Below are 12,848 nucleotides of genomic sequence, written 5' to 3'. Positions count from 1 at the left end.
TGTGGGTAATGACAAGACATAAAATTAGGATAGTTCTTAAGTTTAGCTTAAATTCCTTTTGTGATATGTATTCACTAAATTAGTTAGTTGTTAAGTTTACTTGCTTCATGCTATTACTACAAACCATTGATTAAATATAAATTTAAGTTAAGTTTTGTTATAATAAGTAATAATCTCATTCCCATGTGTAAAAGCAAGGGACTTTCAGTAAGACACTATTAGTAAGGTTTTTCATGGCGGATCAGTTAATTCGTGCCACGGCAGCCGAAAATGGGATTCGTGCAGTAGGTGTGATCACTACACGCTTAACAGAAGAAGCACGAGTGCGCCACAAACTTTCTTATGTGGCAACAGCAGCATTAGGTCGGACTATGGCAGCAGGCTTGTTGATGGCTTCTAATATGAAGCGAACTGGGTCGAGGGTCAATGTCCGAGTCAAGGGCGATGGTCCTTTGGGTGGTATTTTAGTAGATGCAGGATTAGATGGTACGGTACGCGGTTATGTAGCAAACCCCTCTGTGGAATTGCCTCCCAATACTAAAGGTAAGCTAGACGTTGGTGGTGCAGTGGGTAGCGGCTACCTGTACGTTGTTAGGGATATTGGTTATGGTTATCCTTACTCTAGTACGGTGGAACTAGTTTCTGGTGAAATCGGCGATGATGTAGCTCATTACTTGGTAAGTTCCGAGCAAACACCTTCAGCCATAGTTTTAGGTGTGTTCGTGGGAGCAGGTGGAGTTACGGCTTCTGGAGGGTTACTGGTGCAAGTGTTGCCCAAAGCTGCTAGAGACGAAGCCCTAGTTGCAACGCTGGAATCACGTGTAGCTGCTTTATCTGGATTTACACCGTTGTTGCAAGCCGGAAAGACTTTGACCGAAATCTTTGATGATCTACTGGGAGATATGGGTCTGTCAATCTTTCCAGAAAGCCAAATGCTGCGCTTCCACTGTGGTTGCTCTTTTGATCGCGTACTTGGAGCACTCAAGATTCTGGGCGAAGCAGAATTGCAAGACATGATTATTAAAGATGATGGTGCTGAGGCAACTTGTGACTTTTGTGGCAGAGTTTACCAGGCAAGTAGCGATCAATTAGCTGAATTAATTATTGATTTACAAGCAGAATCTACTCTTCAATGAAAAGTATAAAAGGGCACTAAAGTGTAAAATTGTTAATGGTATCTGTGGAGAAAGATAATTAAAAAAGTAGCTTTTTAAGCATGAGAAAGTTACTATGGCAGCAATGGAATTATCAACTTAAAACAGATCGCTATTCAATTATTTTGGTGTGAGAAATGACAGAGCGGGATATTCCAGATACGCCTCCATCCAGAGCAAGAGAGCTAGATAAAAACACAATATTATCGCAAACACATCAATTAGCTGAGACTCAAGCGTTTGGTGTCCCTGCTGCTGGTTCAACCTCCAAGTCAGTGAAGCGACCAAAAGAAAAAAATTCCGTTAGCGTAGCGTCTCATAAAGAAGGATTACCTATAAATAATCATTCAGAAGACACTGTTGCACTCAGTGGTGGTTCTAGAAAATTGCCCCGCTGGATGAAAAGCTGGGTATTATGGTCTATACTGCTAACTTTATTGATTCCTGGCAGTATAGGTTTCCTGGCGATGGCAATACTGTTGAAGCTGCCATCTGCCCCAAACTGTCCATCCATTTTTTGGCCGTTGGCTAGTGCGTCGGTACGGTTACATTGCGCTCAGTTGGCGGCTTCTAAGCAGACAGTAAATGACTTGTTGCAAGCGATCGCCCTTGTAAAGCAACTGCCAGAAAGTCACCCATTGCATGGAGAAATTGATCGTTTATTAGAAGAATGGTCGCGGGATATTTTACAGCTAGCCGACCAGAGTTTCCAAGCAGGGAATTTAGAAGAAGCGATCGCTACTGCCCGCAAGATACCCGAAGATCTGCCAACTTACAAATTAGTAGACGACCAAGTTTCCAAATGGCAGTTAGTCTGGTCGAAGGCAGAAAGCATCTACCAAGATTCAGAAAAGGAACTGCAAGAAAGGCGCTGGCAATCAGCGTTTATGCTGGCGGCTAAATTATTGCGCGTAGATAATAAATACTGGGCGAGTACTAAGTACGAGCAATTAAATCGTATAATTACCACGGCGCGAGAAGATGGCGATAAGTTAGCAAAAGCCGAAAGTCTAGCAAATACCAAAATCGTAGATAATTTGCTAGGAGCTATCAAACTAGCCGAGTCGATTGGGCAAAATAGCTACTTTTATCAAAAAGCTCAAGAGTCCATTCCAGCATTCGGACGTAAGATGCTGGAGTTGGCACAGGCAAAGCTAGATAAGCGGAATGCAGATGACGCTTTGGATATTGTTAGACAAATTCCTGAAAATACAGGGCTGCAAGCCGAAATAGATGACTTTATCGCCTTGGGAGAGGCACAAAGGAGTGCGTGGATCGGTAATGTTTCTGGTTTAGAGGCGGCGATCGCGCAAGCACAACAAATTGATCCCTCAAGACCAGTGTATAACAAAGCACAGGAACTTATCGCTCGCTGGCAGTTGGAAATTGAAGATGTTGCCCGCCTGGAAAAAGCCCGAATATTGGCTAACCAAGGAACAGTCAACGATTTAACAGCAGCGATCGCGGAAGTCCAAATGATCCCCGCTAGTAATCCTCGTGCGCCAGAAGCTAGGCAAGAGATGAGTCGTTGGCGTGCTCAAGTGGAGACAATTGAAGACCAGCCCTACTTAGAACGGGCCGAACAGATAGCAGTGTTCGAGGATATTAACTCCTTGCAAGCAGCGATCGCTGAAGTCAGCCAAGTTCGTAGAGGTCGGGCATTATATCCAGAAGCACGAAGAAAAATTCGCAATTGGACGGCGAAGATTCAGCAAATTCAAGACCAACCCTACTTGGATCAAGCGCGTGAATTAGCTCAGGGTGGTAATCTACCAGCTGCCATTAGCACAGCTCAACAAATTGCATCGTCGGGAAGGGCGCTTTCTGGTGAAGCACAAGCGGCTATAGATGATTGGCAAGGGCAAATCCGCGCCAAAGAAAACTGGCAGAGAGCGCAGGAAGTGGCAAATGCTGGTACACCAGAAGCTTTGGTTGAGGCAATACGGCTGGCGGATCGGGTTTCAAATAGTAGCATCCTACGCATGGATGTGAATTTTGCGATTGACCAATGGAGTCAGCAATTACTGGAAATAGCACGCTCCCTAGGTCAATCTGATATTGCTAGAGGTATTGAGACTGCTAAGTTGGTTCCACGAGGTAGTGCTGCTTACGCAACCGCCCAAGAACAAATTAAGACTTGGCGGCAATTTCTCAATCCTGAGCCTCAGCCTGAATCTGAGCAATTTCAGCCATCAACGCCAACAACTCCTAATGGGCAATAATTTGCCATCTACCTAAATTCATGGGTGGAGACGGTGGAGACGTTGTATTACAACGTCTCTACAAATGTTAACTCCAGTGCTGTTGCTGGCAGAAGATTATTGATGACACGCTCAATGCGCTGCTCGACAGATTGCAGCATTGGTATACCGTGCTTTCTTGTTCTGGGTTTATCAGTGCTATCCGATTCTACTTTAGCGCTTCAATCTGCCTGACCACTGTTAGCGCTGAGTAACTTACCCCAGCAGTACCTTCGCCGGGATGTGTGGAGTCACCGACTAACCACAGATGATTAATGGGTGTACGATTGGCAAAACCAAAAGGGCCAAAGGTGGGTATCCTTTGACCAATGCCACCGACTATACCGCGATCGCGTGCTGTGTAATGAGCAAAGGTACGGGGCGTTGCAGCTTCTTGATGGATAATAGTTTCCGGTTTCAAATAAAAGTATTGGGCAAGGCGAGCGATCGCCTCTTCTGTATACTTTTGTTTGAGTAATGGATAATTGTCAGTAAGCCACCACGATGTAGGATCGACAAATGAAGAAGCAATAATTGTCGCTTTTCCATCTGGGGCGCGACCATCTCCAGGATGGCTAACGGAAACAAATAAGGAATTATTTTCGCCGATGGGGCCATTGGCATCATACATGAATTGTAGATGGGGAGGGCACTCAGGCGGAATGGCACTGGTATCTACACCTAAATAGACTACAAATGCCCCTGATGCTTGGGGTAGTTTTTCTACTCGGTGTTTATATCCAGATGGAGCTTGTTCTCCTAACAACTGCACCAGATTTTGCACGGCGACGTTGGCAACTACATGGTCGGTAGCTTCTGTCCACACCTCGCCAGTTTTCTGATTTCTGATAACGACAGCGGTGGCTTTACCATTTTCTACTTTGATTTGTTCTACTGTGTGGCGCATTAATAATTTGCCACCATCTCTTTCTAAGGCTTCCACTAAGCGATCGCTTAATACCTGCATACTACCCTGGAGATGAAACAACCCTTGGGGTAGTTGGGATACACTCAACGCTGTGGCGGCATAAAGTAAGGCTGTTTCGTCGGCATTGACCTGAGAATACAGCTTGAGTTGCAAATCTAAGAATGTTCTCAGTCGTCGGTCATTTCCTAGCCCATACAACCGTAAAGCATCTCCTACTGTAAATAAGGTGAATGGTACAGTAATTAATGTACTGGGACGTACTGCCTGAGTCAGCTGCCATAAGTCCCACAAGTTACGCGGCGGTAGCACCGGATCGCGTCCTTGAAATTCCCAGCTAGCTGCAAACAAAGTTGCCATCAATTGCCAAAAAGGTTCGCTACCAGGAAACTGCCTTTGTCTTTCTGCTTGCCATTTTTTTGGATCGCGCCAGACGTTAATTGGTGTCACCTCACCAGGCAAATAAACTGCACAAGCAGGATCACAAGGTGTCGCTTCGGGTAAATCTATTGCCAATTCTGAGAAAATGCGGTGATGAATCCCTCCTGGTTCTAACCCCGCTACCTGAGTTGCTCCCACATCAAAGGTAAATCCCTGACGTTTAAATGTAGAGGCACAGCCTCCAGGCACAAGGGCTTGATCCAAAATTAAGACGCTGTAACCTCTATGGGCTAATAATGCTCCAGCAGTCAGCCCACCAATTCCCGCACCGATAACAATGACGCGGGATTTACTTTTGTCAACAGAGAGACTGGACATTGATACTTAATTTTATAATTCTTAATATTTCTATTTATAATTTTACATGATCGCTAAACCTTCGTCTTTTATCCTTGCTTATGGTGCGTAATTTACCGCCGTAGGCATCGCCTCCAGCGGGCGGTTACGCCATCGCCAATACACAAAAACCGCGATCTGTCTCCACTAAGCGCGCTTGAGTGAAGCCAGCAGTCGTAAGTATTTGAGTCAAGCCGGTACTCGACTGCCCTGAATAAGAAGTAAAACCAAGCGCTATTCTGCCACCAACCTTCATAACTCGCCGCACTTCCCGCAGCCCAACTAGGGCATCTGGCCAGACTTGCATGGAGTTAACCGCCAGCGCTTTATCGAATGTATTGTCTTCAAACGGCAAACTTTCCACCGAACCTTGCCGTAAATCGACTAGACCAGCCTTAATCTCTGCCATGTTCCGAGTTGTAGCTTGCTCGACCATTTCTTGAGAGTAATCAATACCTGCGATATATCCTGCTGATGCCAGCTTGGACAGACGTTGAATGCCTACTCCAGAGCCAAATCCAACTTCCAGCACTTTGTCGTTCGGCTGAATGTCGAGCAGGTCGATGACCCAGTAGGTGAACGCTTGATTCATGCGTGCCATGATAATGCCACCAAACCTGCCTAGCATACCTTTAGGGCGACCGAACATACGCATGAAAATACTGTCTACAATGCTCATCAGTTGTTAATCACCTCCGTACCGTGATGCCTCTATGCTATCTGGTATTGAGTTCTCACCACACTTATACGAAGGAACTCATTTGTGAAAAAGCTATTCAAGAGAATGAAGGACAAAATTTTTATTAATTATCATAACCACGCGATCGCCTTAAAAAAACGGCTATTTACATTTTTTGTTAACTCAAATACTACAACGGTAATTAGTTACTTACCATCAGCTACAAATATTTTTCGTTTAGTGTATCAGGAAATGCGATCGCGTTGATTTGTATGCCTATCTTTAGAACTGAAGCTGATGATAAGTTGAGGTTTTGATGATGAGCACTGAAAATAATTCAATATTCAAGGACACATCAAAATTGTACTCAATAGTACCTTTTTCTTAGCTTAATATTTTTACAATTTATAGAAATACATTTTTCTCTGTGAGCGATTTTTTAATTCGCGCTTTTAGGAGTATTTGTACTTATTAATTAATAAATGAAAGCATTACCGGATAGCTCACATATATGCAGAACCATCCAGAATGCTGTTATTTTAGTTTGTAATTGGAGTGAGATGTATTACAGTAAAGCATAAATTACCAAAAGTAAATATAGTTAGTAGATTTTGTAATCTCCACCGTTCCATAACTGGAGTCGATTAGTTATGCTCCTAGATTTAGAAAGATTTTATCAGGCTTGCAATCCGAGCAGACCACTAATGATGGGAAATCTGCGCGATCGCCGATACTATATCGATTTTGCTGCGGTGCGGGGTGGCAAAATCATTGAAGCTTTGCAGCGCACGATTACCAAAATATCGCCAGATGCACCTACTTGTCAGCTCTTTACAGGGCATCTCGGTTGTGGAAAATCAACAGAACTATTGCGACTCAAAGCTGAGTTAGAGGAGCAAAAATTTCATGTAATTTACTTTGAGTCTACCCATGTCCTTGAAATGGCGGATGTGGATGTGACTGATATTTTATTAGCGATCGCGGGTCAGGTGAGTGAAAGCCTAGAAGCGATGAAAATCGGTTTAAAGCCGAAATATTTTACCAAGTTGTTTGCTGAAATTAGAGATTTTCTGCAAACGCCAATTGAGCTTGGCGTAGAAGCAGAGTTGTCTGTTGGGATTGCCAAAATTACAGCTAAAACCAAAGAAAGCCCACAGTTAAGACGGCGGTTAAGAGACTACCTAGAACCGCGAACGGCAAATATTTTGCACTCAATTAATAAAGAATTGCTAGAACATGCCAACAAAGAATTAAAAGCTTTAGGCAAACAAGGATTAGTGGTAATTGTTGATAATTTAGATCGGGTAGCAATTCGACCTTTACCATCTGGGCGATCGCTGCCAGAATATTTATTTATTGAGCGGGGTGAGCAGCTACGTAAATTGCATTGTCATGTAGTCTACACTATTCCCCTAGCCCTCATTTTCTCCAACGACAGCGCTGAACTCCAACATCGCTTAGGTGGTGGCGTAGCGCCGAAAGTATTGCCAATGATCCCAGTACGTTTACGCTCTGGGGAGATTTTCTCCCAAGGGCTGGCAATGATGCGACAAATGGTGCTAGCTAGAGCCTTCCCAGACATTCCACCTAGCGATCGGTTAAGCTTAATAACACAGGTGTTTGATAGTCTCGAAACCTTAGATCGGTTGTGCCTGATTAGCGGTGGTCATGTGCGCGACTTGCTAGGATTGCTGTTTGATTGTCTGCGAGAACAAGACCCACCCTTTGAGCGGGACTGCGTTGAACTGGTGATTCAAAGGCAGCGAGATTACCGAGCTAACGCCCTTGATCCCCATGAATGGGAATTAATCTTTCAGGTGGTACAACAGCAAAGGGTCGGTGGTGACATAGCATATCACACCCTATTGCGAAGCCTGTTTGTATTTGAATACCGCGATCATCGAGGCGCTTGGTTTGCCGTCAACCCAGTTTTAGCAGAGACGCAAAAATTTAAATCATGGTTGAACGACACCCACAAGCTGATGTAAAAGCAACTAACGAGCGTGCTTTACGGAGTTTGGGAAGGGCTGTTGCTCTTTCTAGCGGTCAATTCTCCGTAGTTTTGGTGTGCTGTAACTATAAAGTCTTACAAGAGAGCGTGTTGCAACGATTCGATGAACTTTCTTTAGGAGCGTACCAGATTCAAAAGGTAGTCCTGCCCCACAATGTCAGAAGTCTTTACACAGCTATCCATTTACAACTTACAGAGCAGCAGCCATCGGCATTGATGGTTTTGGGTTTAGATTCAGTAGATGGAATTGATGACTTACTGAGGTCAATCAATCATATCCGCGATGAATTTCGCAAACGTCACCCATTTCCGATGATTTTGTGGGTGAATGACGAAGTATTGCAAAAGGTAGTACGTTTAGCACCAGATTTTGCTAGTTGGGCGGCTACACCGATTCGGTTTGAAATGACCACCTCGGAGTTGCTGCAATTTCTGCAACAAGAAACTGACTCTTTGTTCGCCACAGTTTTGCACAGTGATCCTGCAAAACACCAAGAATCTAAAGTTGCAGACCATTATTCTACTTTGGAGCAAGCTTGGGAACATAGCTATGAACTCCACTTTGCCATTAGAGAGTTACAAAATCGTGGTATCAGCCTAGAGCCAGAATTACACGCTAGTTTAGAATTTGTTTTCGGTCTAGATGATTATGTTAGTGACCGAATCGATACGGCTTTAAGCCATTTTCAGCAAAGCTTGCAGTTTTGGCAGCAGGAGGCGGAGAAAGTAGGAGACGCAAATCATGGGAATAAGGAGAATGAGAGAGTATTTTCCTCCCCTGCTCCCCCTGCTCCCCCTGCTCCCTCATCTTCCCATCTGCTGCGACAGGGAGTGTTACTCTTTTATATTGGGCTATGTTATTGCCGCTTAGCAGAGCAAAATCAGGCAGAAAACCGCCGCTATTGGTCTGATGCTAAATCTTATTTTCAGCAATGCTTAGATATTTTGCAGGTGGCTGGGCGTCCAGATATAGTTGCTGAGTTTATTGGTCAACTCGCTGAAGTTTTGCAACATCTGCAAGAGTGGGAAGAATTGCAAACTGTTGCCCAAAAGTCTCTGGAGTTGCATCAAACTTACGGTAGTCAAATCCAACTTGCTTGTGACTACGGTTTACTTGCACAGGTGGCTGTGCAGCAGTCACGGTGGGGACAGGCGAGTATATTGGCACATGTATCACTATTGAAATTAGCTGAGTCACAAAAGCATAGTGATCCTTATAACTGCTTATTCCCATTGCTTTTGGGGCAAATTTATTATTTAGTTTTAGCGAAGGCACAGCGAAATTTAGGTGAGCAAGAAGTCGCTGGTGAATATCTGGAAAAAGCGACAAAAGAACTTCCAGAAGCTTTAGAAAGTAGCGCACCTCAATACGATGCCCATCGTTATATTCGACTATTGCGGAGGTTGCGATCGCTTTATTTTGAAGAAGGTCGGTATTTAGAAGCTTATTGCATTCGACAAAAACGACGTTCTGTTGAGCAGCAATATGGTTTTCGGGCTTTCATTGGTGCAGGTCGTTTGCAACCTCAAAGACAGGCGACAAATCCAGCATTGATGTCATCTTCTGGGAATAGCAGCCTTGCCTTAGAAATTGCCGCTTCTGGTCGTGAGCGAGATATTAATAACTTAATTGGCAGAATTAGCCGTGCTGATCAAAAGCTGACGGTGATTCATGGTCAGTCGGGAGTAGGTAAGAGTTCTACTGTGACTGCGGGCTTAGTTCCAGCATTGCAAAATCGCGCAATTGGTGATCAAATAGCCGTGCCTGTTGTACTGCAAGTTTATACCAATTGGGTACAGGAATTAGGGAAATCTTTAAGTGAGGCGATGACTCACATCAAAGGAGAAGCAGTCATTGAATCGCCAGCTTTACCAGACTCAACTGTGTGCGTTGCGATCGCTAATATTTTGCAGCAATTACGCGAAAACGCTGATGACCATCTGATCACAGTTTTGATTTTTGACCAGTTTGAAGAATTTTTCTTTGGTTATAGCGATCGCAATCAAAAACAGGAATTTGATAGATTTATTAGTTACTGCCTTAAAATACCTTTTGTTAAAGTTATCCTCTCCTTGCGAGAAGATTATTTACATCGTTTGTTAGAGTTTAAACATCTCTCGGCACTGGAAGCAATTAATAATAATATTCTCGATAAACATATCCGTTATCAGCTAAATAATTTTTCGCCAGAATATGCTAAAGTCATTATTCGCAAGTTAACAGAGCGTTCTCAGTTTAATTTAGAGCCTGCTTTAATTGATGCTTTGGTTGAGGATTTATCTACAGAATTTGGCGAAGTCCGCCCCATTGAATTACAAGTCGTCGGAGCGCAAATCCAAGATGAGCGAATTACCAAGTTAGAAGAATATCAGCCATATAGACCCAACAAACTAATTGAGCGATATATTAAAGAACTTATTAGAGACTGCGGCCCAGAAAATGAACGGGCCGCTTTACTCGTTTTGTACTTATTAACAGATGAAAGCAACCAACGACCTTTTAAAACTCGTGCGGAGTTAGCAGCACAACTGTCAGAGTTAGAAGATTCTGGTAAATTAGAGTTGGTATTAGATATTTTAGTGCGCTCTGGGTTAGTGGTTCTCTTTCCCGATGTTCCCGAACGTTATCAACTGATTCATGATTATTTAGTAGACTTGATTCGTTACTTGCAACAACAAGAATCAAGCTTGCAGGTACAACTTAATCAGTTACGCTACAAAGTAGAACAAAGTCAATCTGAGATTGAGCGACTAAAAAGTGAACTCAGACAAAAAAAGCAGCAAGCTAAACTAATAGATACTCACCCCCAACAGGGATTAGATTTATTAACAGAATTACGGGAGCTACGCAAGCGAGAAGAATTGAGTCAGTTAGAAATTGAGCAATTGCGAGCCGAATTAAAAGAAAAAGAATTAACAACTCAACTAGCTGAAAGTCAAGAGAAACAAAGACTCAGTGAAGTTCAATTAAATCGTTCTTTAAAAATCGCCTTAACTGCTTCCGTCCTAGCCATATTGGGGTTAAGTGTTTCCATAGTCACAGCAGTAGATAGCGAGATTAAAACCCTCAGCGCATCTAGCGAAGCCCTTTTTGCGTCACAAAAAGGTGTCGATAGCTTAAAGGAAGCTTTAAAAGCAGGGAGAAAACTGCAACATACAGTCTGGGTAGATTCTTATACAAGAGAACAGGTACAAACGGCTTTATACCAGTCAGTTTATGCGGTGAGAGAGTATAACCGCTTAGAGGGACATGTGTCTGGAGTGAATAGCGCCACATTCAGCCCCGATCGCTCTTTAATTGCCTCGGCCAGTGCCGATAGTACAATTAAACTCTGGCGTCTTGATGGTAGTTTAGTCAAAACGTTAACGGGTCATGAAGATGTAGTTAACAGCGTCAGTTTCAGCCCTGATGGTCAAATCATTGCTTCTGCTAGTCAAGACAAAACGGTGAAACTTTGGAGTCGAGAAGGTCAAGTACTCAAAACCTTACCAGGGCATGAGGCTGTAGTGAATAGTGTCAGTTTCAGCCCTGATGGTCAGATTATTGCTTCGGCGAGTACTGACAAGACGGTGAAACTGTGGAGTCAAGACGGTAAATTGCTCAAAACCCTACAGGATCATGGTTATGCAGTATTGGGTGTAGCTTGGTCGCCTGATGGTCAAATTATTGCTTCGGGGAGTACCGACAAAACGGTAAAACTGTGGAGTCGGGATGGTAAATTGCTTAAAACCTTACAAGGACACGACGATGCAGTTAAAGGTGTAGCGTGGTCACCTGATGGTAAAACAATTGCTTCCGCTAGTTTGGATCAAACTATCAAATTGTGGAATCTAGAAGGTAAGCTATTGAGAACTTTGTCGGGACACAGTGCTGGTGTCACCAGTGTGGCTTTTAGCCGCGATGGTAATACGATCGCTTCAGCAAGTACCGACGAAACACTCAAACTCTGGAGTTCTGAGGGTGTGCTGCAAGGAACTCTGCGGGGACATAATAATTGGGTTAATAGCGTCAGTTTTAGCCCTGATGGTTACACTCTGGCTTCTGCCGGTCGAGACAAAACTATTAAACTCTGGCGTTGGGACGATGTGTTACTGCGACCAAGAGCTAATAATGATGATTGGGTAACTAGCATCAGTTTTAGTCCTGACGATCGCATCTTAGCCGCAGCAAGTCGAGACAAAACGGTAAAACTTTGGAATCGCAACGGTAAACTGCTCAACACCTTAAAGGGTCATCAGGGTGAAGTTTGGGGCGTTAGTTTTAGCCCTAATGGTCAGGCGATCGCCGCTTCGGCTAGCAAAGATAAAACAGTCAAGCTTTGGAACCAAAAAGGTAAACTACTCAATACTCTCAAAAGTCATAATGATGCGGTCTTGGGTGTAGCATGGTCGCCTGATGGTCAGACCATTGCCTCAGCTAGTAAAGATAAAACAGTCAAGCTTTGGAACCAAAACGGTAAACTGCTCAATACCTTGCAAGCTCATAAAGATGCAGTGAATTGGGTAAGCTTCAGCCCTGATGGCAAGTTGCTAGCATCAGCTAGCGATGACAAAACAGTTAAGCTGTGGAATCGTGAAGGTAAACTTCTACATACTTTAACTGGTCATAGCCGTCGGGTTAATGGGGTAGCATGGTCGCCTGATAGTCAAACTATTGCCTCAGTTAGTACTGATAGCCTGGTGAAACTCTGGCGTCGGGACGGTCAACTGTTAAGCAATCTCGCGGGCGATGGTGATAGTTTTATCGGTGTCAGTTTCAGCCCTGATGGTAAGACTTTGGTCGCTAGCAGTGATGACAAAGTGAAGCTTTGGAACCGCCAAGGGACGTTACTGATTGCTTTGAAAGGTGATAAAGGTGAGTTAACTAGTGTCAGTTTTAGCCATGATGGCAAAACTTTAGCCGTGGGTAGTGGCAAAGGTACGGTGATTTTCCAGAATTTGGCAGATCTCAAGCTAGGAAATTTACTAGCACGAGGTTGTAATTTATTACAAGAATATTTGCAGACAAATCCAAAGGTGACAAAAAGCGATCGCGCGTTATGCCCAAGCAGATAATAGATTC

At 43.7% G+C, this 12,848-nt stretch carries 7 protein-coding genes; 5 read left to right on the top strand and 2 right to left on the bottom strand.

The genetic code is table 11. From position 1 onward, the window contains the following. The first annotated feature begins 233 nt into the window (after positions 1 to 233). Positions 234 to 1,136 (top strand): Hsp33 family molecular chaperone HslO, encoded by a 903-nt coding sequence (gene hslO, locus HCR01_RS01445; protein ID WP_193193814.1) that lies wholly within the window; start codon positions 234 to 236, stop codon positions 1,134 to 1,136. A 155-nt stretch (positions 1,137 to 1,291) separates the two neighbouring features. After that, a complete protein-coding gene (locus HCR01_RS01440; protein ID WP_193193812.1) occupies positions 1,292 to 3,376 on the top strand; it encodes a chromosome segregation ATPase in 2,085 nt (694 codons plus the stop codon). A 187-nt stretch (positions 3,377 to 3,563) separates the two neighbouring features. Here the strand turns inward: HCR01_RS01440 and crtD are convergent, their stop codons facing one another. Continuing rightward, entirely contained in the window at positions 3,564 to 5,078 is a 1,515-nt protein-coding gene (crtD, locus tag HCR01_RS01435; RefSeq protein ID WP_193193810.1) for a C-3',4' desaturase CrtD, read from the bottom strand. A 124-nt stretch (positions 5,079 to 5,202) separates the two neighbouring features. Continuing rightward, entirely contained in the window at positions 5,203 to 5,751 is a 549-nt protein-coding gene (locus HCR01_RS01430; RefSeq protein WP_226889024.1) for a class I SAM-dependent methyltransferase, read from the bottom strand. 129 nt (positions 5,752 to 5,880) lie between these two features. Between HCR01_RS01430 and HCR01_RS01425 the strand changes: the two genes are divergently transcribed. The 3 genes from HCR01_RS01425 to HCR01_RS01415 all read left to right on the top strand — a co-directional run bounded on the left by HCR01_RS01425 (position 5,881) and on the right by HCR01_RS01415 (position 12,841). Beyond that, the gene (locus HCR01_RS01425; protein WP_193193805.1) at positions 5,881 to 6,042 is read left to right on the top strand and encodes a hypothetical protein; all 162 of its coding nucleotides are present in this window, start codon (positions 5,881 to 5,883) and stop codon (positions 6,040 to 6,042) included. Positions 6,043 to 6,425: 383 nt separating this feature from the next. Then, entirely contained in the window at positions 6,426 to 7,763 is a 1,338-nt protein-coding gene (locus tag HCR01_RS01420) for a P-loop NTPase fold protein (protein WP_193193803.1), read from the top strand. Continuing rightward, on the top strand, positions 7,733 to 12,841 hold the full coding sequence (locus HCR01_RS01415; protein WP_193193800.1) for an eIF2A-related protein: 5,109 nt from the start codon (positions 7,733 to 7,735) through the stop codon (positions 12,839 to 12,841). Before HCR01_RS01420 ends, HCR01_RS01415 begins: the two co-directional genes overlap by 31 nt. The last annotated feature ends 7 nt before the right edge of the window (positions 12,842 to 12,848 follow it).

Origin of the sequence: Nostoc sp. MG11 (genome assembly GCF_014904695.1) — a bacterium.
In the GTDB taxonomy this organism is placed as follows: Bacteria; Cyanobacteriota; Cyanobacteriia; order Cyanobacteriales; family Nostocaceae; genus Komarekiella.
The sequence above is the reverse complement of the archived record's forward strand: the minus strand, read 5'-3'. Positions and strand labels throughout refer to the sequence as shown.

What these genes read in the sequence shown, in the direction of transcription:
- HCR01_RS01430 (WP_226889024.1), bottom strand. Translation starts at nt 5,751, where the DNA reads ATGCGTATGTTCGGTCGCCCTAAAGGTATGCTAGGCAGGTTTGGTGGC.
- HCR01_RS01415 (WP_193193800.1), top strand. Translation starts at nt 7,733, where the DNA reads ATGGTTGAACGACACCCACAAGCTGATGTAAAAGCAACTAACGAGCGT.
- HCR01_RS01425 (WP_193193805.1), top strand. Translation starts at nt 5,881, where the DNA reads ATGAAGGACAAAATTTTTATTAATTATCATAACCACGCGATCGCCTTA.
- crtD (WP_193193810.1), bottom strand. Translation starts at nt 5,078, where the DNA reads ATGTCCAGTCTCTCTGTTGACAAAAGTAAATCCCGCGTCATTGTTATC.
- HCR01_RS01440 (WP_193193812.1), top strand. Translation starts at nt 1,292, where the DNA reads ATGACAGAGCGGGATATTCCAGATACGCCTCCATCCAGAGCAAGAGAG.
- HCR01_RS01420 (WP_193193803.1), top strand. Translation starts at nt 6,426, where the DNA reads ATGCTCCTAGATTTAGAAAGATTTTATCAGGCTTGCAATCCGAGCAGA.
- hslO (WP_193193814.1), top strand. Translation starts at nt 234, where the DNA reads ATGGCGGATCAGTTAATTCGTGCCACGGCAGCCGAAAATGGGATTCGT.